Origin of the sequence: Bartonella grahamii subsp. shimonis, assembly GCF_036327415.1 — a bacterium.
Lineage (GTDB): Bacteria > Pseudomonadota > Alphaproteobacteria > Rhizobiales > Rhizobiaceae > Bartonella > Bartonella shimonis.
Map to the genome: position 1 here is coordinate 439705 of NZ_CP123961.1, position 24706 is coordinate 464410.

At 37.2% G+C, this 24706-nt stretch carries 11 protein-coding genes and 2 pseudogenes; 6 read left to right on the forward strand and 7 right to left on the reverse strand.

Annotated elements, in window-relative coordinates; all coding sequences use genetic code 11:
* Positions 1 to 110: 110 nt before the first annotated feature.
* The 4 genes from coaBC to gyrB all read right to left on the reverse strand — a co-directional run bounded on the left by coaBC (position 111) and on the right by gyrB (position 6523).
* Positions 111 to 1532, reverse strand: a complete 1422-nt coding sequence (gene coaBC / locus QHG57_RS02085; RefSeq protein ID WP_330169371.1) for a bifunctional phosphopantothenoylcysteine decarboxylase/phosphopantothenate--cysteine ligase CoaBC — start codon at positions 1530 to 1532, stop codon at positions 111 to 113.
* A gap of 68 nt (positions 1533 to 1600) precedes the next feature.
* The gene (ubiB, locus tag QHG57_RS02090) at positions 1601 to 3187 is read right to left on the reverse strand and encodes a 2-polyprenylphenol 6-hydroxylase (RefSeq protein ID WP_330169372.1); all 1587 of its coding nucleotides are present in this window, start codon (positions 3185 to 3187) and stop codon (positions 1601 to 1603) included.
* A 2-nt stretch (positions 3188 to 3189) separates the two neighbouring features.
* A complete protein-coding gene (ubiE, locus tag QHG57_RS02095) occupies positions 3190 to 3972 on the reverse strand; it encodes a bifunctional demethylmenaquinone methyltransferase/2-methoxy-6-polyprenyl-1,4-benzoquinol methylase UbiE (protein WP_330168434.1) in 783 nt (260 codons plus the stop codon).
* 118 nt (positions 3973 to 4090) lie between these two features.
* Positions 4091 to 6523 carry a DNA topoisomerase (ATP-hydrolyzing) subunit B gene (gene gyrB, locus QHG57_RS02100; RefSeq protein WP_330169373.1) on the reverse strand — a complete coding sequence of 811 codons (2433 nt, stop codon included), beginning with the start codon at positions 6521 to 6523 and terminating at the stop codon, positions 4091 to 4093.
* 1677 nt (positions 6524 to 8200) lie between these two features.
* Between gyrB and QHG57_RS02105 the strand changes: the two genes are divergently transcribed.
* Positions 8201 to 9106: an ABC transporter substrate-binding protein gene (locus QHG57_RS02105; RefSeq protein WP_330169374.1), complete on the forward strand. Its 906-nt coding sequence runs from the start codon at positions 8201 to 8203 to the stop codon at positions 9104 to 9106.
* An 11-nt stretch (positions 9107 to 9117) separates the two neighbouring features.
* Here the strand turns inward: QHG57_RS02105 and QHG57_RS02110 are convergent, their stop codons facing one another.
* Positions 9118 to 10650: a YifB family Mg chelatase-like AAA ATPase gene (locus QHG57_RS02110; protein WP_330169375.1), complete on the reverse strand. Its 1533-nt coding sequence runs from the start codon at positions 10648 to 10650 to the stop codon at positions 9118 to 9120.
* Between the two features lie 401 nt (positions 10651 to 11051).
* Between QHG57_RS02110 and QHG57_RS02115 the strand changes: the two genes are divergently transcribed.
* The 3 genes and pseudogenes from QHG57_RS02115 to QHG57_RS09740 all read left to right on the forward strand — a co-directional run.
* On the forward strand, positions 11052 to 13016 hold the full coding sequence (locus tag QHG57_RS02115) for an autotransporter assembly complex protein TamA (protein WP_330169376.1): 1965 nt from the start codon (positions 11052 to 11054) through the stop codon (positions 13014 to 13016).
* Positions 13016 to 17673, forward strand: a pseudogene (locus QHG57_RS02120) (translocation/assembly module TamB domain-containing protein). Before QHG57_RS02115 ends, QHG57_RS02120 begins: the two are co-directional and overlap by 1 nt.
* A 451-nt stretch (positions 17674 to 18124) precedes the next feature.
* Positions 18125 to 18408, forward strand: a pseudogene (locus tag QHG57_RS09740) (integrase); the annotation flags it as partial.
* A 1526-nt stretch (positions 18409 to 19934) separates the two neighbouring features.
* Here the strand turns inward: QHG57_RS09740 and QHG57_RS02125 are convergent.
* Positions 19935 to 21701 (reverse strand): ABC transporter ATP-binding protein, encoded by a 1767-nt coding sequence (locus QHG57_RS02125; RefSeq protein ID WP_330168439.1) that lies wholly within the window; start codon positions 21699 to 21701, stop codon positions 19935 to 19937.
* A gap of 596 nt (positions 21702 to 22297) precedes the next feature.
* Positions 22298 to 22816 (reverse strand): translation initiation factor IF-3, encoded by a 519-nt coding sequence (gene infC, locus QHG57_RS02130; RefSeq protein ID WP_026500140.1) that lies wholly within the window; start codon positions 22814 to 22816, stop codon positions 22298 to 22300.
* A 191-nt stretch (positions 22817 to 23007) separates the two neighbouring features.
* Between infC and QHG57_RS02135 the strand changes: the two genes are divergently transcribed.
* Positions 23008 to 23787: an alpha/beta hydrolase gene (locus tag QHG57_RS02135; protein WP_330168440.1), complete on the forward strand. Its 780-nt coding sequence runs from the start codon at positions 23008 to 23010 to the stop codon at positions 23785 to 23787.
* Positions 23788 to 23818: 31 nt separating this feature from the next.
* Positions 23819 to 24565 carry a M48 family metallopeptidase gene (locus tag QHG57_RS02140; RefSeq protein WP_330169377.1) on the forward strand — a complete coding sequence of 249 codons (747 nt, stop codon included), beginning with the start codon at positions 23819 to 23821 and terminating at the stop codon, positions 24563 to 24565.
* Positions 24566 to 24706: the final 141 nt, after the last annotated feature.

The following is a 24706-nucleotide window of genomic DNA, read 5'->3' on the forward strand; positions in this document are numbered from 1 at the left end:
CGCTAGATTATCATTATAAATCAAAATATTATATACTAATCGAGATGGATAGACACCTATTGTAGTTCTATTTTATAAGGTGTTTTAATACCAACACGTTTGAAGAGTTATTATTTGAAATGGGGTATATTTTCCTCATGAGGAGTAGGTGTCTGGGGGACAAAAAATGATACAATCATGTTTGCTAATTTTTGTGCTACGTGTTGTTTACTCATATGGGGCCATTGTTCAACTTTTTTCTTACTCACGAGATAAACTTGATTTGTATCAGCCCCCATGACACCTGTGCCATCTAGTTGAAGAGAAATATCATTAGCAAGAATGAAATCAGCTCCTTTTTCAACACATTTTTTTTGTGCATTGGCAATGATATCACATGTTTCAGCAGCAAAACCAATGACCAATGAGGGGCGGTTTGGAGCGTGTCCAATCGTTGCTAAAATATCAGGATTTTCGACCATATGAAGGGATGGTGGTATTTTATGAGCATTCTTTTTAATTTTGTGTAAAGACTGCGTTTGACTGCGCCAGTCACAAACAGCGGCAACAAAGATGGCACCATCAGCAGGCAATGCGGTTTGAACGGCTTGTAACATCTGTTGAGCTGTTTCAACATGAATGGTTTTTACGTCTTGTGGGTCTGCAAGATTAACAGGTCCACAAATAAGTGTCACTTTTGCACCCAAATGCGCAAGAGCGGTTGCGATGGCATGACCTTGTTTACCTGAAGATCGATTAGAAAGATAACGTACTGGATCAATTGGTTCATGGGTAGGGCCAGAGGTAACGATGAAATGGCGGTCAGAGAGAGGTTTTTCATGCACATTCAAAAGAGTCTCTATAGTAGCGACAATGGTTAAAGGTTCGCTCATGCGCCCATATCCTATCTCGTCACGTTCAGCCATATTTCCGATTTCTGGTCCAATGATATGAACGCCATCTGCGCGCAGTTGTGCAACATTGCGAATAGTGGCTGGATGCGCCCACATGGACGGATTCATAGCAGGTGCAATTAAGAGTGGACAGCGTGCCGCTAAAAGGATGCAATCAGCCAGATCATCTCCTATGCCATTGGCTATTTTTGCAATGCGATTGGCTGTAGCAGGGGCTAAAATAATAAGGTCAGCATTACGTGCTAATCTGATATGTCCAATATCGTGTTCTTCTTCACGTGAAAATAAATCAGTATATACAGTACCACCGCTTAAAGCTTCAGCAGCTAAAGGCGTAATAAATTTTTGCGCTGCTTTTGTCATCACAACTTTTAAGTGTGCTCCACGTTCTTGTAAACGGCGAATCAAATCAAGTGCTTTATAGGATGCAATACTTCCACCAATAATAAGAAGGAGCGATTTTGATTTCAATGATTGCACTTCAACAGCACTAGTATGAGAGAGTTGTGTGGTGAGAGGAGTGGAATTGCTTAAAAGGCGTCGGACTTCTTCTTCCATAGAAATACCATTTTGCGCGGCACGTATGCGCAAAGCTTCTTTGGTTTCAGGAGACAGGTTGCGAATAGTAATACTGGCCATAAAATACCTTCAAGAAATAAAATGATTGCAATGATTTCATTGTTGATATTTTTAGCATATTAAGGAGATTAGAAAAGATGAAAAAAGTAAAAAGTGAGATAAACGCAACAAAGCGCAATGATGAAAAGGCTATAACGACCATAACGGTTTCTACGACTTTGTTCGACAGCAAGTTGTTTGAGGGTGGCAGGAGAAAGATTAAAACCTGTTTTTCTCATTTGATTGAAATCTTCTTCTATCCGTTGGAAATTTTGAACTAATTGTGGTGTTTTACGTGCCAGCGAAAGGAGAGCTTGCGCTCCTTCACTAAAGTCTTTTGCAACGCCTACGGGTCCTAAATTTTTACTAATCCATTCTTTGACAACAGGTTCAGAAGCTTTCCACATATTAAAAGTGGGGTCTAATGTGCGGGCAACACCTTCCACGACAACCATCGTTTTTTGCAGCAATAAAAGTTCAGGTCGCGTTTGCATATCAAATAATTCAGTGACTTCAAACAATAAAGTGAGCAATTTAGCCATGGAAATGCTTTGTGCTGATTGTCCATGTATTGGTTCGCCAATAGCGCGGTTGGCTTGCGCAAAACTTTCAATACTATGGTGTGAAGGAACATAACCTGCTTCGAAGTGGGCGCGTGCAACCCGATGGTAATCGCGGGTAATAAAGCCGTAAAGAATTTCAGCAAGAAAATGCTTTTCTTTTTTGCCAAGCCTTCCTGTAATGCCTAGATCAACAGCAACAATACATCCTTTTGCGTCTACAAATAAATTACCAGGATGCATATCGGCGTGAAAAAAACCATCACGCAATGTATGACGAAGAAAAGATTGAATAAGCGTAATGGCAAGCGCCTGCAAATCAAAACCTGCTTCTTTGAGTTTGGAAATTTCGGATATTCTGATACCATCAATCCATTCCATTGTAAGAACATTACGCCCTGTCCGTTCCCAGTCAATACGTGGAACCCGAAAGCCTATATCATGTTGAATATTTTCAGCCATTTCAGATATAGCTGCTGCTTCTAAACGTAAATCCATTTCAATGCGTGTGGTTTGTGCTAAAGTATCCACCACACGAACAGGACGAAGCCTTCGAGAGGCAGGGATATAACGCTCTTGTAAATGCGCAATGAGATAGAATCCTCTAAGATCTTTAGAAAAACGTGCTCTGATATTAGGACGAATAACTTTTACAGCACATTTTTTCTTATGACCAGTTTCATCACTGTATTCAGCTGGATGAACTTGAGCTATAGAAGCGGCGGCAATGGGGGGATAAAAATTTACGAATAAATCATCAATAGAGCGACCAAGAGAACTTTCAATTTGAGCAATAGCGGCAGTGCAAGAAAATGTTTGGACACGATCTTGTAGCTGTGACAAATCTTCCGCAATATCACGACCAACAATATCAGGTCTTGTGGCAAGAAATTGACCAAGTTTTATGTAAGAGGGTCCAAGCTTATTAATGGCATACGAAATATTTTCAGACCGCTGTTTTTTTTTCGTTTTGCGTCGTGCTAATGTACCTGCTATACGATGACATAGGGCTGGAAATCCTTGAAGATCATCATGAGGAAGAGCACTTAAAACACCTTCACGTGTTAAAATCCATCCTGCACGCATCAATTGAAAGTAAGGGGAAATTTGCACCATTTTTAAATTTTCCAACCTGAATGCAGCGCTGCAATCGCACCGGTGAGATTGCGGTACGATACCCGCGAAAACCCCGCATGTTTGATCATATGGGCAAAATCATCTTGTTTAGGAAATTTGCGGATAGATTCAACCAAATAACGATAAGCATCGCCATCATTTGCAATAAATTGACCCAGCTTAGGGATAGCATGGAAAGACCAAAGATCATAAATTTTATCGAGCCAAGGCATTTCGACATTTGAAAATTCTAAACATAAGAAACGTCCACCGAGCTTTAAAACACGAAAAGCTTCTCTAAGAGCTTGATCGATATGAGGAACATTGCGAATTCCAAAAGCAATAGTGTAAGCATCAAAGCTTTGATCTTCAAAAGGTAGATTTTCTGCATTGGCTTCAACAAAATCAATCAGAGGGGCAAGACCATTTTTTTGTGCGCGTTTTTTGCCAACGCTGAGCATTGAGCCATTAATATCAAGCACTGTAGCATGGGCTTTTTGGCGTGAAGCATTAAGAATACGAAAAGCAATATCACCTGTACCGCCAGCGACATCAAGAAATTTCCAATGAGAAAGTGCTGGTGGGGAAAGCCAAGCAATCATGGAATTTTTCCACACACGGTGCAGCCCTAATGATAAGATATCATTCATCTTATCATAATTTTCAGCAACAGAATGAAACACACCATCAACCATGGATTGTTTTTGTGTTTCATCCACTCTTGTAAAACCAAAAGAGTGCTCCATACCACCCTTGGTTCCTACCCGTTCTGTTTCAACTGCCATGTGTATGACCTTCCTTATTTTTCTTTTATCGTAAATGAAATAAAGAGGGAATGTTCAAATACGAAAAAACAACGTATAAAACTGCGACATTTACACAGCTAAAAACAGAAGAGTATCTTTAGATATCAAGATTGGCAACGCTTAAGGCATTGTCTTGAATAAAAATACGTCTAGGTTCAACGTTATCACCCATGAGACGAGAAAAGAGTGAATCTGCATCGGTGGCATCATTAATTTTTACTTGTAAAAGAGAACGTGCATTAGGATCAAGAGTTGTTTCCCAAAGCTGTTCAGCATTCATTTCCCCAAGACCTTTATAACGTTGAAGAGTAACACCTTTTTTACCGTTTGTAAAAATGCTCTCTAAAAGGCTCATAGGACCCAAAATACGCTCTGTTTTATCTTTACGACGTAACAGAACAGGAGGATGATATATGTCGATAAAATTTTGGGAAATGCGATCAATTTGGCGTGCGTCAGTTGAATTTATAAGTCCCACATCAAGCGTAACAACATCTTTAACGCCACGCAAAGTACGCTCAAAACATAAGTTTCCATCTGCTGTATAATGTCCACTCCAACCTTGTTCCATATCATCAGCAATTAGATTAAGGCGGTGTGCTATAGTATCTGCTATTTTTTGTGCTTTTTCTTGTGTTGCAAAGACTTCAAGATTAAAAGCGCCAACAATTGCTGCTTGCTCAACAATATTACGGTCATAACGGGTATGAAGACCATTTAACAATTGACGTAATATACGAGCATCTTTAGCGAGTTGATACAAATCAGCCCCTGCGCGAACTTCTCCCGTTGAAAGCTCAAGCGTTGTTTCTTCTAATCCAGTATCGATCAAGAATTCTTCAAATGCTGCTTCATTTTTAATATATTGGGAAGATTTTCCACGCGATACTTTATAAAGAGGAGGCTGAGCAATATAAAGATGTCCACGTTCAATCAACTCGGGCATTTGTCTAAAAAAGAAAGTAAGCAGCAAAGTACGAATATGGGCTCCATCAACATCCGCATCTGTCATGATAATAATCTTATGATAACGTAATTTATCCGGTGAAAATTCATCTTTACCGATAGAAGTTCCAAGAGCTGTAATAAGTGTTCCAATCATATCAGATGAGAGCATGCGGTCGAATCGTGCTCGTTCGACATTGAGGATTTTACCACGAAGGGGTAAAATTGCTTGATTTTGACGTGAGCGCCCACTTTTTGCTGAACCTCCAGCTGAATCCCCCTCGACAATAAAAATTTCTGATTTTGCAGGATCACGTTCTTGGCAATCGGCAAGCTTTCCTGGCAGAGAAGTGATATCAAGCGCCCCTTTTCGCCTTGTGAGTTCACGTGCTTTGCGTGCTGCTTCACGTGCTGTTGCAGCTTCTACCACTTTACTAATGAGAAGTTTTGCTTCATGAGGGTGTTCTTCTAGCCATACTGAAAGACCTTCATTGACCAAATTTTCAACAATAGGGCGCACTTCAGAAGAGACTAACTTATCCTTTGTTTGTGAAGAAAATTTTGGATCAGGAACTTTGACAGAAAGAATAGCTGTTAATCCTTCACGGCAGTCATCACCGGTTAAGTTTACTTTTTCTTTTTTAGCAATACCTGAAGATTCAGCATAGCCATTAATTTGGCGCGTAAGGGCACTTCTAAAACCTATCAAATGAGTTCCACCGTCACGCTGAGGAATATTATTTGTAAAACACAAGACCTTCTCATGATAGGAATCATTCCACCACAAGGCAACATCAACGCTCATACCATCCTTTTCACTTGCAATGTAAATAGGATTATCAAGAAGAGCTTTTTTTGATTGGTCAATGTATTTGACAAACTCCGTTAATCCACCTTCATAATGCAATTCAACTGATTTAATATCAGCATGACGCTCGTCAACAAGAAGAATATAAACCCCAGAATTTAGAAAGGCTAATTCCCGTAAACGGCGCTCCAAAGTTTCAAAATCAAACTCAACCATAGTAAAAGTTTCAGAACTTGGTAAAAATCTGATTTCTGTTCCACTTTCTCTATCGCAATCGCCAATAACTTTTAATGGAGCATCAGCTACCCCGTGGGTAAATGATATTTCATGAATTTTACCATTTCGTCTGATTTGTAATTTAAGCCAAACGGATAATGCATTCACAACAGAGACGCCAACACCATGTAATCCACCTGAAACTTTATAAGAGTTTTGATCAAACTTTCCGCCGGCATGAAGCTGTGTCATAATAACTTCAGCTGCAGAAACACCTTCTGTTGGATGGATATCTGTCGGAATTCCACGTCCATTATCACGAACAGAACAAGAACCATCGGCATGGAGTGTGACGTTTACAAGAGTAGCATGACCGGCCAAAGCTTCATCGATAGCATTGTCTACAACTTCATAGACCATATGGTGCAAACCCGATCCATCATCAGTATCACCGATATACATACCAGGACGTTTGCGTACAGCATCAAGACCTTTGAGAACTTTGATAGAAGAAGCGCCATAATCATCACTTTGTGCCGCTGAGGTTATTTCATCACTCATAAGTTAGTCCATTCCTGTGTTCAATTTGCAATATCTTATCTGCTTTTTTAAAGCTTAACGTTCTGATCAGTTATTTATGGAATAACCACATTAAACATTTACCGTATATCAGAACTATATTCAATATCTGTCGATATATAATGAAAAGAATGATGAAATGAGATTGTACTGTTATGTCGTAAAACTCCGTCATTGAGGGCGGTGATATGGTGATGTAAGGAAAGTAAGCACTTCCTTGATACATTAAGTATTTTTTAAGTGCGTGGTGAATATTCGGAGCAGGGTTTATTTGTATAACCTTTAGTTAAGTGAATCGCATGAGTGAATAGCCCCGAGAAGTTAGTCGAGAGAAGCAGGATTGTTTAGACGCCAAGGCTAGTAGGAATCCTTTTCCTTTGAGAGGTGTGGGATATGGGGTCAATTAAGCTTTACAATTGTGCGAAGAGTGAAATTTTATTTATCGTGTCATGAGATAATAATAATAAATTCTGATATTTTTATAAACACTTTTGATTTATACAAAAAGTTATTTCATAAAATGATGCTATTTATTTTGTTTATTTTTGCATATGCGTAATGTTTCAAAATTAGTTATGCATTTTTGTGTTACACTAACAAAGGTTTTACTTGTTTTATCCATAAATAAATTTTCAATTCTAATACTGCTGTACATTTGAAATAAAAGTTACGAGCTCTCTAAGCAGCTCAAGCTTTTGTATGTTAGATTGAGGCGAAGATATTGTCTATATTGGTTTGTTTCATCTTTACAATGTGGAAAAAGCCTTGTTTGTGGAAAATAATAAAGGCATAAATGTAAAAACACGTTTCCACGATCGTTCTTTTATTCAGTTTTACAACTTTTAATAACGTCTACAGCAATGTTTTTAAATAATGGGGGTAATGACGCATTGTCTTACGCTTTTGTTTTTCTCATTCCTGTAATGAAGATTACGTTCCTCATTTAAAACAAAGCACCATTGCGCTGATATCCGCGCGCATTTTTAAGAAGCATCTCTCAATGTCTCAAAACTCATTTTACAACGATGTTTGAATAGTATAACGTAAAATACCCTGTGAATATTACAAGATACATGTCCTCTATCTTGCCCATTTTGACGATAAGGTGCAAATTAGCAGCAGCATTTTATTTTCCAGCTCTTAAATGTTGATGCAACCTTAATGTTGAGAAAATCCTTGGCATTTGAAGGGTATTTTTACTCTTTTCTTTAACAGTATCTATATGCTCCCTCTGGTTGTGATATGCAAGAAAATGGTTTTGATGTTTTCAATATAAATAGATTTGAAATAAAGTTTTTTATTCACATAAGAAATAATAAATTATCATTACAAATTAGTATCTTAATATTTTAAGATACGCGGGATATTTTGATAAAATGGAGTGTGCCACTAAAGTATGTAAAGCTTATTTCTTATATTTTAAAAATCAAAACGCCTTTCTCTCAAATTACTTTTTATATATTCATTTGGGAAAATTAACATCAGAAATCTAAGCCTTTTTAAGGGTTTTTAAAAAAATATATGAAAACTGTTAAAAAATTTAACAGTTTTTAAAAATAGCAAGAATTTTATTTATTAAACGCCAGATATTTTGGTGAAGTGCGTTAGATAATAATTGAGAAGAGTTGCATCTTAGTTTTGAAAAATGGGGGAGAGATTTTGAAAATAAAAAAATCTATATATGTAAAACATCTTCAATTGCGTTTACGGTACTTTTTATTCAATAATCCATACAATATTTTTATTCGTATTTTATTTGTAGCAGTGGGGGTTCTATTTTCCTCTTACACAGAAGCTGAAAGGCTGCCTTCTTTTTTTGATTCGCATGAACATTTGGTACAACCTGATACAACGGATATCCTTCGTTTGCGTTTTGTAACAACTTTTGATTTTCCTCCTTTTAATTTTCTTGATCAAACGGGGCATCTTGCAGGTTATAATATCGATTTATTGCGCGCTATTTGCTCAAAGTTAAAATTAGATAAGCTTTGTGAAGTAGAAGTAATTCCTTGGAAAGAGCTTGTAGAACATGTTAAAAATGGTGGTGCAGAAGTCATTATTGCGGGTTTAAAAGAAACAAGTAAAACCCAGCAAGATCTTGTTTTTACAAAGTCATATTTACGCTTTCCAGCGCGATTTGTTGCTTCTCGACTTTTAAATCTCGATGAGCCAATAAGTGATCAATTGGCACATTTAACCAGTGGTGTTTTGTCTAAAAGTGTTCATGAAAAGCTCTTTCGTCATTATTTCCCTAAAGCTAAATGGCAAGGATTTAAAAAGAGAGAAGAGCTCTATAAAGCATTACAGGAGCGTAAAATTGACCTTATTTTTGATGATGGATTTGCTTTATCGTCATGGTTCAAAAAACAAAAATCTGTTGATTGCTGTCATTTTGTTGGGGGGGCATATATGGCGCCACAGTTATTGGGACAAGGAATGCAGCTTGCTGTTGCAAAAAAGAATGAAAAATTGGTTGATATACTCAATTATGCGCTGAAATCACTAGAAGAGGATGGTAAACTTACAGAACTTTATTTGCGTTATTTTCCAATAAGTTTTTATTGATAAATAGTTTTTTAGTTAAGGGCTGTTAATCTTTCTGTGCCTAGTCGATAGGAAATAGCTTCTGCGAGATGATAGCGTGAAAGATTATCTGATCCATCAAGATCAGCAATTGTACGTGCAACTTTGAGAATGCGATGATAAGCGCGTGCAGAGAGGTGCATTTTTTCACTCACATCTCGTAAGAGTATGGTCGCACTTTTATCAGGAATGGCAATCTGTTCTATAATTTTGGCAGGGCAATCGCCATTGGTACGAATATGATCAAACCCCATTGTTGCAAAACGTTTAGCTTGAATGGTACGGCACCGTGTGACGCGTTTGGCAACATCGCAGCTTTTTTCTGATTGTTCTGGTTGCATAAGATCCATAGCTGTCAAAGCAGGGACATCAATCCGTAAATCAATTCGGTCAAGCAGAGGACCAGAAATACGGGACTGATAATCGATTTGACAGCGTATTCCTTTAGCGCAAACATGGTCTTTTTCGCCTGCCATACCACAACGGCAAGGATTCATTGCGGCAATGAGTTGGAAGCGAGCTGGATAGCTAATATGGTGATTAGCGCGCGCGATAACCGACTCCCCACTTTCTAAGGGTTGACGAAGAGAATCAAGAACCTGTGGAGAAAATTCAGGCAATTCATCAAGAAATAACACACCATTATGGGCAAGGGAGACCTCTCCCGGTCGTCCTTTAAGTCCCCCACCAATCATTGCGGCCATGGAAGCAGAATGATGCGGGGAACGAAAGGGGCAATGAAGTGAAATGGTATTATGAACCGTTTCTCCTGTAATAGAAGCAATCAGAGAGACATCTAAAAGCTCACGGCTATCAAGAGGTGGCAAAATGGAAGGTAAGCGTTGTGCTAACATAGATTTCCCAGCACCAGGAGGACCTACAAACAAGAGGTTATGGCGTCCAGCAGCACAAACTTCTAAGGCACGTTTGGCTGTTTTCTGTCCTTTGATTTCGCATAAATCTGGAAGTTCAGTTTCGATAGTATATTGGCGCGGTTGTGGACGTTTTTGAATTTGGGTTCCTTTGAAATGGTTAACTATAGTAAGCAGAGTCTCTGGGGCAAGAATATTTATTTCTGCATTTGCCCAAGCAGCTTCAGGTCCACATTGAAAAGGACAAATCAGTCCTTTATCGAGTGATAAAGCTGTCATGGCAGCTGGTAAAACACCATTAACAGCGGTAAGTGAACCATCCAGTGATAATTCTCCTAAAATGATATAGTCTTGTGCTACTTCGGGAGGGAGAATTCCCATAGCAAGCATTAAGCCTACGGCGATTGGCAAATCATAATGCGAGCCCTCTTTAGGCAAATCAGCCGGCGCAAGATTAATCGTAATCCGTTTAGTAGGCATAGAAAGTCCACAAGCGTGGAGGGCTGCTTGTACACGTTCACGGCTTTCTGCAACTGCCTTATCAGCTAATCCAACAATAGCCATTCCTATTTTACCAGAGGAAATCATAACCTGTACATCGACAGGGACTGCTTCTAGACCGCGAAAAGCAACAGTTGTAATACGTGCGATCATTTATTTTTCCCCCTTTAGACTTTGTAGAGACAATCATATCTATACATAAAAATCAAGAAGCATCTCTATGGTTTTTTTTATAGAGAGATCTATATACACGAGCAGTTTTTAGCGTTCTCATGGAAGTCATTTGTACAAATTTAACCATGATAGTATGGAATGCAATAAAACATTTATAATAAGCTAAATAAATATGTTAAGAAAAAAGAATGAGGCTGTTCGTGTTATGCAACAGTGCAGAATTTTATGAAAACATAAGGGGAGAGTGACGTTATGTATCGCAGAGTGTTATTTGATATGATAAAACGTGTAAAATATGCAAAGTAGTTATATTTACCTTTTTTATTTTTATATTATTTAAAGCGTAGTAGATGCAAAGTGTATTAAAGGTATCTGATTTTATGGTATACCAGACAAGAGTTTTGTTAAAATCAGGAACTGTACGCTGTATATTTATAGGTTTGTGTTTCGCTTGTGCTTTCCCACAGCCACTTTCTGCATTTAATTTGTTTGGCATCCCTCTTTTTGGTCAAAAGAAAACAAATTCTCCTTCACAGTATGTTAAAAGTACAGAGAGATTTTATAAAGTTGATATTGTTGCACCGCCAGGGGCGCCATTAGAAGGTGTAAAAATAGTTAAATCTGTCTCTTCTCTTTTTGCAGATAAAGAGAAAGCAGTTGCCAGTTCTTCTGGTTTGTTAGCCAAAGCGCGTTCAGATTATCGGGCTATTCTTTCTGCTCTTTATGCTGATGGGCGCTACGGTGGTGTTATTAGTATTAAAATTAATGGTTTAGAAGCCGCTGATTTAAGTCCGGTAACTCAACTTCCAGCACAATCCAATATCGTTATTACAATTAATGCCGGTCCACAATATGTTTTTAGTATTGCAAATATTGATAAAGTAGCTCCGTTAGAAAAACGTAGAGCGCATAAAATGCCTACAATTGAAGAATTGGGCTATAAAGTTGGAGCTATTGCCAAATCTGAAGCCATTTTGAAAGCAGAAAAATGGGCAGTAGAAGGATGGCGTCAACAAGGTTATGCTAAAGCTAAAATTATGAAGAGTGAGGTCGTGGCTGATCATGCTGCGTTGTGTGTTGAAGGACGGATTGTTGTTGATCTTGGACAAAAGGCTCATTATGGTCCTTTAAGTGTGCGTAATATAAGTAAGAAACCACGTGTAGATTCAGCTTATATCGCATGGATGACCGGATTGAAGTTAGGTCAGAAATACGATTCCGATGCGTTAACTAAAGCAAATGAACGTCTTGCGCGCCTTGGCGTTTTTCGTGCTATCAATATACGTGAGGCTGATACCATTAATCTAGATGGCAGTTTACCGCTTATGCTTGTTGTACAAGAACGTAAACCGCGTCGTTTTGGTGTAGGTGGTAGCTATTCAACATTAGATGGTGCTGGTTTTGAGGCTTATTGGATGCATAACAATCTTTTTGGTCATGCAGAGGTTCTTAAAATTGAAACAAAAATAAGTGGTGTTGGTAGCAATAAAAAGCAATCGTATAATTTTAAAAACTTTGATTATCTTTTCGGTGGCACGTTTATAAAGCCTGGTGTACTCACGCCAGATACAGATCTCAGGTCAGAACTAAAAATACAACAAGATGTTCTAGAAAATTATACGACAAAAGCCATCAAAGGAAGATTAGGTATTACACATATTTTCAATGGTAATCTATCGGGGCAGGCTGCTGTAGAAGTTTCAAATGGTTATTCACGTGATATCTATTTTGGAAGCCGTAATTTTACAACAATAGGTTTCCCTAGCAGTTTGATTTACGATAGTCGTAATAATAAGTTTAATGCAACAAAAGGTTTATATGGTGAAGTTTTCATTGAGCCTTTTTATGAGATGCGTTTTAGCAACTTTGTTGCAAAAGTAACAGCAGAAGGTCGTTCTTATTGGGCGTTGGATGAAGGGGATCGTTTTGTTTTTGCTGCGCGGGCAAAGCTTGGTACAATTCTTGGGAATGATACAGCACAAATCCCTGCGAATACGCTTTTTTTTGCTGGGGGTGGGGGCTCTGTTCGTGGTTATGCTTACCGTAATATTGGTATCAAAACAAAAAATGATGCGGTTGTTGGTGGACGGGTGGTTGTTGAGGGATCGGCAGAATTGCGTGTTTCTTTAAATGATAAAATAGGGTTTGTCGGTTTTCTTGATGGAGGTGTCGTAGGGGAAAATGCGAATTTTGATTTTTCTCAAAAAATTAAATGGGGAGCTGGTATAGGGGGTCGTTATATGACGGGTCTTGGTCCTTTACGCGTTGATTTAGCCTTTCCTTTAAAGAGAGAGAAAGGTGACCCTCGCATTGGTTTTTATGTGGGTATAGGACAAGCATTTTAATGAAAAAAGGCGTATATTTATCAGCTTTCTTCTTGATATTTTTGTTTTTTGGGGTGGGTGGTTTTGTTTTTGCGCAAAGAGGAGATACTCTTCCCTCTAGCGAAATGAAAACAGATGATCGCTCATGGTTTGTTTCTTTAATTGAACGAAAGCTTTCAGCGCCTAATCGTCAAGTTCGTTTATATAATATGCAAGGGACACTGTCTTCTCGAACATCAATTGATGCCATTACTGTCAGTGATAAAAAAGGGGTTTGGCTTAAAATTACCAATGCTAAAATGGATTGGAATCGTCTAGCGTTGCTGCGAGGGCGGATGGATATTAACCAGCTTTCGGCAGAACAGGTTACATTTTTACGCAAACCGCAAGGCAATTCTTCTTTTGTTTCTTCCCTTGAGACGGGTAAGTTCTCTTTACCAAAATTGCCGCTTGCTCTTTCTATCAATACACTTACAGCTCAACATGTGACATTTGAACAGAATCTTTTTGGTTTTTCTGCTGATATGTCCTTAAAAGGCAATTTCACTTTGGCTAGTGGTAATTTTGATGTCGCTATAGCGGCGCATCGTTTAGATGCACCGGGTTCTTTTTCTATTCTCACCAAGATATCTGATAGTAATCGTACAGCCCAAATTGATATTTCTGCTAATGAACCACAAAATGGTATTTTGGCGAATATTTTTAACATTGAACAACGTCCAGCATTAAATCTTGTGGTGAAAGGTGATGGTACTTTTGATGATTTGGTTATCAAACTTTCTTTAGAGTCCGATCATCATTCTATTTTAGATGGTAATGTTATTCTTGCAAGTATTCCAGAAGGATACAGTTTTTCTACGAAACTAGAGGGAACACTGATTCCTTTAATACCTTCTCAATATCGTAGCCTCTTCGAATCTGATATGACATTAAAAGCAAAGGCAAGAAGAACAAAAAAAGGTGTGACACACCTTGATCAGATGGTTATTCAGAGCAAAGCAATGAATGTTATAGCCAATGCTGAAATAACCGCCGATGGATTTTTACGGCGGCTTTTTGTTGATGGCAAAATGGCCCTTTATAACGAACAGGAGTCTGTTCATCTACCTGTATCAGAAGTGCCAAAACCTGCAAATATTCTTGCTTTGAACATTGACTATGGTCGCGAAGGGCAACAATCTTGGAATGGGCGGTTGGTTGTAGGTCATTTAAGCAATAAAAATATTTATATTCGCGATGCAATTTTTGATATGGGAGGAGTAAGCGAAAATCTTGATAATGCAGCTTCTCGTCATGTTGGTGTTCAGGTTAAAGGGACGCTTCAAGGAGTTAAAAAAATTAAGGGAGCGTTAGTAGAAAATTTAAGCCAAGCGGTTCATGTGCATTTAGATACGGATATTGTTTCGAATAAACCAATTTTGATTCATGATCTGAGTGTTACGGCTCAGGGTTTTTCTTCTTGGTTAAAAGGGACAATGGAGAATTTTGTTTTTAAAGGCGATTTGGGTTTAAAAGCTCAAACATTAACTCCTTTGGAAGTGCTCAGTAAACAATCACTTTCCGGTAGTGCAGATATTAAAGCCAAAGGAACGATCAGTCTATTGAGTGGTATTTTTGATCTCCAATTATCAGGAATGGCTGATGATATGAAAATAGGCGTGCAGCCTTTTGATCGTTTATTCAAAGGAAACATCACTCTTTCAGGTGGTGTTACTCGAAATACGAGTGGTTTCATTTTTCGTCATTTTAATTTGAAAAATCAATATACAAACATAAAGGCTAATGGTTATTTTTCAGATGAAAGCGCTAAAATGGATCTATCTGCTCAAATATCTGATTTGTCCAAATTAGATCCAAAGATAAGCGGTGCGCTTACAATTCAAAGTACGGCGAGAGGGCGCAATAGCCATATAAAACTAAATACACGTGCCCATATTGCTGAAGCATTAATCGTAGGGAAGAAACTTCAAAACACAACATTTAACATAGATGTACTTGTAGATAATACAGCACCAGTTACTGCTTTGACGGGAGCGGTAAAAGGTGAAGGGATTTTTGCTAAGAAACCTTTGCATTTATCGGCCTCTTTTAAAGATTCTCATAAAATTCGAAAACTTGAAAATATCGATATTAGAGGGGGAAGTGCAAAAATAACGGGTGATCTTTCTCAACCAATTGGCGGTTTTTTGAAAGGCGCGCTGCATATTGATGCCGATGATATTTCCCTACTTTCAGCGTTATTTTTGCAGGATGGTAGTGGAAAAGTAAAAGGAGATTTTATTTTTGATGAACAAAATGGCAGACAAAAAACCAATGTGAAGGCGCATGTTAACCATTTTAATTTTTCCAAGAATAAAATAAAAAAATTGGCAATAGATGCTGACATATTCGATCCTTTTGGCATGACTCAGTTTGAAGGAGTTATCAAGGCAGAACATATTCAAACACCTTTTATAATGGTCAATCGTTTAAATGCTCATGCCGATAGAAATAATGGACAAACGGTTTTTACTGTCCAAGCGATGTTGCATGATACTCTCAATGCACAGCTTTCTGGTCGTTTAATGGTTGAGGAACTTCCAGAAAGTATAAAGCGAGAAGTGCAAATTGAAACTGTGGACCTAAAACAACACACTTTTCATGCCACATTGCCGAAACCATCCATAATTGCTTTTGATAAAGATGGAATGACAATCAATGAATTAGGAATTGCAATAAATGGAGGCAACATCATCTTAGCAGGAAATATTCAAGATACCCTGAATTTGCAACTTACAATGAATGCGCTTCCTGCTACTTTAGTCAATCTGTGGAAATCGGATCTTGGAGCAGCAGGGAGTATAACAGGGCGGGTTATGATTCGTGGTCATTTTAAAAAGCCTGATATAACTTACGATATAAAAGGTGAGGGACTGACAACTGTTGCTTTTCAAGATAAAAAAATCATGCCTTTTTCTCTTTCTGCTACAGGGAAAACCTTAGATCAAAATCTTACTTTGAATGCAAATTTAACAGGAGAAGGAGTACAAGCACAAGCTCAGGGGCGTGTATCTCTAGAGGAAAAAAAGCTTGATCTTCATATTAATTTACAAAATTTATCTGCACGTTTGGCGAATGGTTTTATTATAGGACAAGCGCTTGATGGGACAATGATAGGAAAAGTTGATATTGGTGGAACAATAAAGGATCCATTTGCTCATTTTGAGCTTTCTAGTCAAAATTTAACCGCTATGACGCATAAAGGACCGATGTCAATCAATATAAATGCGCGTGGTTCTTATAAAAAATCGACATTTCATATTGAAAATATGATAGCTACTGGAGATAAAGGATTAGATCTTTCTATCCATGGGCCTGTATCTTTTAATGGTTCAGAGGCAAAATTAAACGTTAAAGGGATAATGCCTCTTGATTTTTTTAATCTCTTATTAGCCAAGCGTGGTGCACATATAACAGGTACAGCAAGAATTGATACAGCTCTTAATGGAGCGTTATCAAAGCCACAATTGATAGGAAATATTTCTATAGGCGACGGTAGCTTTTTTGATTCACAAACAAATGTAGGATTGAATAATATAACGCTTGAAGGCAAATTGAATGGTGATCATTTCCTTATAGAGAAAGCTTCAGCTTCTTCGTTTGGGGGGGGGGGATTTCTGCTTCAGGTCGTATCTCTAATAGTCTAGAGACAGATTTGATATTTCATCTTGATAATGCCAATTATAATGATGGTTCTATGATTCTGGCAACATTATCAGGTGAGATGACAATGAAAGGTCATTTTTTAAATGATCTTGTTATTGGTGGTGATATTATCGTTGAAAAAGCTGAAGTTTTTGTTCCGGATCATTTTAAAAGTGCCAAGTTTCTTGATGTTAGAAATAAGAATTTAACTAAATCGATTCAAACAACACTTGAACGTGCTGATGTTAAGAATACGAACAAAAGCAAAAGTCATATAGTTACACAAGCATCTTCATCTATCGTGCTATCAAATATGCGCATTGCAGCACGCAATCAATTTTTTGTACGCGGAAAAGGCTTAGATGCTGAACTTGGAGGACGCATTAATCTAGCAGGTCCATTGAATGATGTACATCCAGTTGGTGAATTTAGAATGATTCGTGGACGTTTTGATATTCTTTCGCAACGTCTTAATTTTGATCAAGGACAAGCGAGTTTTAGCGGTAATCTTAACCCTACGGTTTATTTTGTAACCAACAATAACAGTGGTGATATTCAAGTCACTGTAACTGTAAGTGGGACGATTGATAATCTTGATATTAATTTTTCGTCACAACCGAATTTGCCTCAGGATGAGATTTTGGCGCGTTTGATTTTTAATCGCTCTCTTAATGAATTATCACCATTTCAGATTGCTCAACTTGCAGCAGCAGCGGCTGATCTTGCAGGTGCTTCTAATACATCTTTGTTAAATACGTTACGAACTAAAATTGGGCTTGATGATCTTGATGTTATCGTTAATGAGAAGGGTAATACAGGCTTACGTATTGGACGCTATATACACAATAATATTTATTTGGGCTTTGAAGCAGGGTCTGATGGAACGACGAAAGGGACAATTAATTTGGATATTTCGCGTCATCTCAAAGCTAAAGGTGCTATAGGAAATGAACAAAATTCTAGTATTGGTCTCTTTTATGAAAGAGATTATTAAAGATTGAATTTAAAAAAACACTCTCTTCGTTTTTTGTCCATTTCTAAGGCTGAAGAAGGAGGCATAGACCAGGAATCTATCAAAAAAGGAGCTTTTTGTTGAGACGCGAAGAGATATATCTGAAATATTCGATTTTTTATTTATAGCATTCTCTAAAGGGACAAAATTTTCACGAAGAATAGTATATTATTTTGCTGTTATATATTTATTTTAGAGAAATATCTTACCTTGTTCTCAAACTCATCTCGTGTTGTTGCCTAAAGAATGAAATGTATGCAATATATTGATTTATAAAGATAATTTATCTTTATTCAACTTGAATTAGAACTTTGAATATCGTATGATTCTCTCATTGCGAATTTCTCTCATGTTAAATCAATCAAAACCATTTGCTTTGCCTGTTACAGGCGGGGAATCCTGTGTGGATAGAACTATTAAGAAATGACTAAAAATGCCTTTTATGAACCATCTCGAGAGCTAAGGGCTGTCGCAACACTAGGGGCTGGTAAAATAGTGTGAATGCTGCTGGCTTGTTACTCCATAAGCGTAAAGATAAGGGGGCTTAATGGGTTTATAGTTATACAATTCACGGACGTTATCGCGAAATGGGCTTTGGGAGAACTTTGAGAGAGGTCTCTTTAAAACAAACACCTGAATTTGCAACACAATGGCATTCTGTTTTTACGTGAAGGGCGTAATTCCATTAAAGAACGCGATAAACAAAAGCGTGAGGCAAGCGTAGAGTTCATAAGATATCGGTTTTATTTTTAAACGGATTTAAAGCAATATTTTTTAATAATAAAAATTACCTATTATTTTAGATTTTTGTTTATTGTTTTTTTGAATGAGATTACTTTCCTTATAACGAATAGCCTCCAAACGGAACACTAGAAAAGATAACACTACAGTGTTGCAAATTCATTTGCTCGTTTTAAAGAAACATTCCTCAGTGTTGTGCTTGAGCCTATTTCATAAGATTGCTTGTGAAATGGTATAAAGTACCTTTTATGAATGGTATAAAATCCATACTACCGTTATTAATAAAGGTATAAGTATTCATTAAAGATATAAGCCGGCATTATCATTCTATTTTTCAGCTTCTCATGTTGCCGACAATCTTTTCACTTGAAAATGTAGAGGTATTTTTATTGCTTATCTTAAAAGCTTTTATGCATACACCAATATCTCTTATGACACGCAACAAGTACTTTTAATTGATTCATCGTAAATATAAAGAAAATTTGCAATAAGCAAATTACATCTTATCTTTTATTTAAGATATAAAGTAATAAATTATGCTTATAAATCAAAGTATTAAGACGCATGCCAAAAGATATTTTTTGTGAAAATATTTATCAGAGTTATATGTCGTATTTTTCTATTTAGGCAGTTAAAAGAAAGAGGAATGCCATTTTACTTTTCATCTGTTTTTTTTGCATATTGAAATCATAGCCTTATATAAGCACTAACGTTGTGCACTTATAAACTCTTCAAGAAGTTCAGGTATTGGAGGAATGTCACTTTAGTTTCTAGATGTAGAAAAAATAGCAAAGCTTGCTTTAAAGCAAGCTACAATAGTAAAAAAGTTTTATAATAAATCCTCTCTTATTTTTTCAATGTTTTTCTTTTACGCTGAGTGTATCTATAATTTGCAGCACAATTTATAATTGTCAGCTTATCCTGTTGTACCATAAAAGATCTATTATTTGAGGTGTGGTGATAATAAAAGCGTGTAGCCTCTTTGATCAAGTGCTTTGAAAGCATGTGATGAATCTTTAGGGTAAGCCTTGTATTAAGTGAATCACATAAGTTGTTATCAAGTAGAACGAACTCGATAAGAATCTAGATTGTTTACAGATGAGATTGGGTAGGAATTTTTAACCTTTAAGGTATGATGAGGAAAAAACTGTCAGTGCAGGGATAAACACGGATAAAGGTGGCATCAATCTACATGCTTCCTTTTTCTTGACAGTTTTTTACAACTTTATGCCCTCTCTTTTAGGATTCACAACACTTATGAATGTTTCAACACTCATTTGAGGAAAGGAGGGGGGAATTTCATTGTTAAAGTCAATTGCATTCAACAAAATAGTGGGTAAAGTTTTCATCTAAATCCGAGAAGTTTATTTTCAATAAACTATAAATTCTTTGCTAATTCTTGATTGAAGTAATATTTTTTCTTGGTAACTTATCTATTTTTACAAATGGGGCGTTAGCTTCTATCCATTTTTGATTTTAAATTTTATTTAAATACTTAGAAATTAGGACGTGTGTTTTTTAAACTGGATATTATGAAGTTTTTTATAAAACCCATGTTCTTTTGCGAGTAATTCTTTCTGAGTACCTTGTTCAATCAGTTGTCCATTTTGTATGATCACAATTTTATGAGCACGAGCAATCGTTGAAAGGCGATGAGCAATAATGATCGTTGTGCGTCCTTTGGTAAGGTGATGAAGTGCTTCATTAATTTGTGCTTCGGTGTGTGAATCCAGAGCGCTTGTTGCTTCATCAAGAATCAGAATTTCACTATCGTGAATCATTGCTCTAGCGATAGCGAGTCGTTGTTTTTGTCCTCCTGAAAGATTACAGCCATTATCACCTATTTGTGTATCATAACCATTTGGCAAACTCATAATAAAGTCATGAGCATTTGCTGCTTTTGCTGCTTCGATAATTTCGTCATCACGAGCCCCTTCTTTTCCAAGCCCGATATTATATTTAATAGTTCCTTGAAAGAGAAACGTATCCTGTCCTACATAAGCCATCAGGTTTCTCAGAGAGCGAAATGTCGTGTAGCGGATGTCTTGATCATTAATCAATATGCGTCCTTTTGTGGGGTCATAGAGGCGCATAATAAGATTGATAAGGGTTGACTTTCCCGAACCGGATGGTCCCACCAATGCTGTCATTTTTCCAGTTTCTATTTCTAGGTTGATGTCTTTCAGGACCATTTTTTTATCAGTGTAGGCAAAAGAAACATGTTCGAAACGAATAGTTCCTTGCGTTTTATTCAGATCTTTAGCTTCTTTATGTTCTATAACTGTAAGGGGACAATCGAGTATTTCAAACATCGTACGGATATTGACCAAGCCAGATTCAATTTTGACACGTACATTTGCTAGCCTTTTTGCGGGTTCATAAGCTAAAAGTAAAGCAACAATAAAGGACATAAATTCACCTTGAACACCTGCACGTTGGGTTGCAAGATAACCGGAAAAACAAATAATACCTGCAATGGCAACACCCGTGAGTGTTTCCATAATCGGATTAGTAATAGCTTCGAGTGTTGCAATATTGTTTGTTTGTTTTTCAACATCACAAATAGCTTTGTCCATACGTTTTTTCATGACTTCTTCTAGTGAAAAAGCTTTAATAACTCGAATACCAACAGCTGTTTCCTGTACGATCTTGATAATTTCACCAAGTGAAAGGAGCTCTTTTTCCATCAGGTGGCGAACGCGTTTTAAAGCCATTCGAACGCCTAAAAAGGCTAGTGGTCCTACGATTAAAGTAATAGAGATTAACACAAAGTTTTGAATGAACATGACAAGCAACAAACCACTAACGGAAAGCAGATCACGTACAAAAGTTGTGATAATAGTATCAATTATATTACGTACGGCTGTCGCATTATGAGTTACACGAACAAGAAGATCAGATGAAGTGTTATTATGATAAAAAGAGACTCCTTGTTCCATAAGTCGTGCAAAAATTTTACGCTGTTGTTCAGCAATGATACTATTACCTGCTTTATTTAGAAAGTAAGTTTGGGAAAAAGTTGCAACTCCTTTGAGAATAAAGATAAAAGCAATGAAGCTAGAAATCAAAACAATCATAGGAAAATCTTGTGCATCAATAATCTGATTAACAACATCACGCATAATCCATGCACTGGTTGCCGTGGTACAAGAAATGATGATCATTGAGAAAATAGCCGCACTGTACCAACGCATATGTTTACGAAAATTTTCTCGCAAAAGGCGGATAATAAGATGTTTATCGAAAGAGGAAATTTGTTTTTTAGCCATGAAATGCTTCTATATTCTCTCATTATTTTATGCAAGATTGGAACACTCTTAATTAAAAAGTCCCTTAATCTTTTTTACAAAAATAACCTTTTGTTTCAAGGTTCATCACATCAATTTCACGACGGCGAGAGTGAAGAATGTAGTGCAAAGTTTCGGTGAAAGGTACAACGAAAATTCATTGTTCATCATTATTTTTAGTTTTCAATAAAAGGTACCGGCGAGTTTCACCATTATATTTACCAATTTCCATATTGTGATAGCCTTTGGCATTTGAAATGATTCACAAAAAATACTTCTGCTTTTTTAATAATTTTTATGTATCATCTCTATTTGTGATGTATAAGCAAACAATTTTGCTGTATTGCATGAGAAGAGAGCTTGAAATGAAAAGATCTTACGATGTTCGAGCTCTCTCATTTAAGATGCAAAATAACGAATTCTTTTTATAAATCGATAAAGCATTATTAGACTCTTAAAAGGATTTATACACATTTATAAAACCCTAAAAGCACCACAAAAATTCTATGTGGTACTTCTAAATAATGCTATACACATCATTTTGATGAGTTGCATGCAAATATTATTCCAACGCAAAACTATTTAGGCGCTATCACCATCATCATTTGCCGGCCTTCAAGCTTTGGCTCCAATTCGATTTTAGCAATTTCACTTGTATCTTCTTTCACACGCTGAAGAAGCTTTAATCCAAGGTCTTGGTGAGCCATTTCACGACCACGAAAACGCAAAGTAATCTTTACTTTATCACCATGATCAATAAAGCGATGAACAGCCTTGAGTTTGACTCCATAATCATGGACATCGACATTTGGGCGCATCTTAATCTCTTTGATTTCGATGACTTTTTGCTTCTTACGCGTTTCAGCAGCTTTTTTTTGGGTTTGATATTTTAATTTGCCCAAATCGATGATTTTACACACGGGTGGCTCTGCATTCGGTACAATTTCAACCAAATCCAGTCCGGCATCTGCAGCCATAGCAAGAGCTTCTTGTATCGCAACAACTCCCTGATGTTGTCCCTCATCATTGATAAGCTGAACATGAGGTACCCGGATATCCTGATTTGAACGTGGTCCGTCTTTTTGGGTAGGTGTCATTTTAAACGGTTTACGAATGGTTTATGCTCCTTAATTTGATTCAACTACAGTTAATTTAATATACAATTATGCACCTAAAAACAACTATAATTCGCGCCTTTTTCATTATTTGATTTATTACTTTTTGGGATTTAGATTATAAAAGTTTTTCTCTTAATTTAAAGAAATTGTTTTATGGAGGCTACAGAATTATGGATCAAAATATTTCTTGTCAGTTTTTTTCATTTGAGAACACCGCACTTGCAGTACGCTATCGCAAGGGGCGCCAATCTCCAGGTTTGGTTTGGCTTCATGGCTATCTATCCGATATGTCAGGGGATAAGGCGATGTTGGTTGATAGTTTTGCTCAGAAGAATGATTTGTCTTGTTTACGTTTTGATTACTCTGGACATGGAGAATCGGGTGGTGATTTTTTTCAAGGAACGATTTCGCGCTGGGTTAAAGAAAGTTTAGCGGTTTTTGAAACTTATTGTGAGGGGCCACAAATTTTGATTGGCACCTCTATGGGCGGGTGGATTGCGCTAAAGCTTGCTATGATGCTAGCACAGAAAAATAAGAAGCTTGCTGGCATGGTCTTGATTGCGCCAGCACCTGATTTTACACAAACATTGATAGAATCAGGGGTGGGTCGAAAGGGGTGGAAAATTTTAGAAGAAACAGAGCATATTGAACGATCTGCGATTAGTTATACGGAGCCGGTTCCCTTTACAAAAGTATTTATTGAAGATGGCAGAGACAACTGCGTCATGAAGGGATGTATAGATGTTGGATGTCCAATCCATATTCTACAAGGGATGGAAGATGTGGAGATACCCTATCAGCATACTATGACTTTACTTGATCATTTGCCTCTCCATGATGTAACATTGACACTTGTTCGTGATGCAGATCATCGCTTTTCTCGTCCACAAGATTTGGATTGCCTTGAAATGGTATTGAGATCTTTTATTAATCAGATTAATACAAAATAAGGGATACATTTATTGATGAAGATAAAAATATATGAGCATTTCTAAACAGTATTTTAGTTTTTCTGATCGCTCCGTACCTGTACGGGTGCGGGAAAATAAATGTGCACGCCGTCTTACCTTACGTGTTGATGCGAGCGGACAGAGGATTTGTGTAACAACACCACCAGCGGTAAGTCTCTGTACGATTCAAACTTTTATTGAAAAACACCGCTCTTGGATTGAGGCACGTCTTACTTGTGTACAAATCTCTCATGAACATGCTTATCTCAAAGAGGGGGCAACTATTCCTTTATTGGGTGTTTCCCATACCATAAAGCATGGAGAAGGACGTGGGGTAACAGAAATCATTACAGCAGATGCGGAGCAAGGACCTAAAATTATTGTTTATGGTCGATTAGAATACCTCCCAAGACGCATTGCCGACGTTTTGAAAAAACAAGCAGCACGCATTATAACACCTTTGGTGGCACATTATGCCCATAAAGTAGAGCGTAAAGTCAAATCAATTTGTTATAAAGATACGAGAAGTCGTTGGGGATCTTGTTCAATAGATAAGCGTCTTTCTTTTTCTTGGCGCCTTGTTATGGCACCAAAAGAAGTTGTGGGATATGTTGTTGCTCATGAGGTTGCTCATCTTGTTGAAATGAATCACGGTCCAAGATTTTGGGCTCTTTGTGAAGAACTATGTCCTGATAGTAAAATGTATCGTGCTTGGTTGAAGGAAAATGCTCATAGATTACAAGCAATTAATTTTGATTCATATAGTTTAGAGGCGTAAAAAATAGTTTAGAGGCGTAAAAAACTTTCTAATGAAGGCAATATTTAACGGAACTTTTTGTTGAGTGTTTTGTTGTGTGTGTACTTGCTCATGCATAATGAGGAAGCCATTGAAGCTCTCAGCACGATTGTTCTCCCCTGC

What these genes read in the sequence shown, in the direction of transcription:
- QHG57_RS02140 (WP_330169377.1), top strand. Translation starts at nt 23,819, where the DNA reads ATGAGCATTTCTAAACAGTATTTTAGTTTTTCTGATCGCTCCGTACCT.
- QHG57_RS02125 (WP_330168439.1), bottom strand. Translation starts at nt 21,701, where the DNA reads ATGGCTAAAAAACAAATTTCCTCTTTCGATAAACATCTTATTATCCGC.
- ubiE (WP_330168434.1), bottom strand. Translation starts at nt 3,972, where the DNA reads ATGGCAGTTGAAACAGAACGGGTAGGAACCAAGGGTGGTATGGAGCAC.
- gyrB (WP_330169373.1), bottom strand. Translation starts at nt 6,523, where the DNA reads ATGAGTGATGAAATAACCTCAGCGGCACAAAGTGATGATTATGGCGCT.
- infC (WP_026500140.1), bottom strand. Translation starts at nt 22,816, where the DNA reads ATGACACCTACCCAAAAAGACGGACCACGTTCAAATCAGGATATCCGG.
- QHG57_RS02110 (WP_330169375.1), bottom strand. Translation starts at nt 10,650, where the DNA reads ATGATCGCACGTATTACAACTGTTGCTTTTCGCGGTCTAGAAGCAGTC.
- ubiB (WP_330169372.1), bottom strand. Translation starts at nt 3,187, where the DNA reads ATGGTGCAAATTTCCCCTTACTTTCAATTGATGCGTGCAGGATGGATT.
- QHG57_RS02115 (WP_330169376.1), top strand. Translation starts at nt 11,052, where the DNA reads ATGGTATACCAGACAAGAGTTTTGTTAAAATCAGGAACTGTACGCTGT.
- coaBC (WP_330169371.1), bottom strand. Translation starts at nt 1,532, where the DNA reads ATGGCCAGTATTACTATTCGCAACCTGTCTCCTGAAACCAAAGAAGCT.
- QHG57_RS02135 (WP_330168440.1), top strand. Translation starts at nt 23,008, where the DNA reads ATGGATCAAAATATTTCTTGTCAGTTTTTTTCATTTGAGAACACCGCA.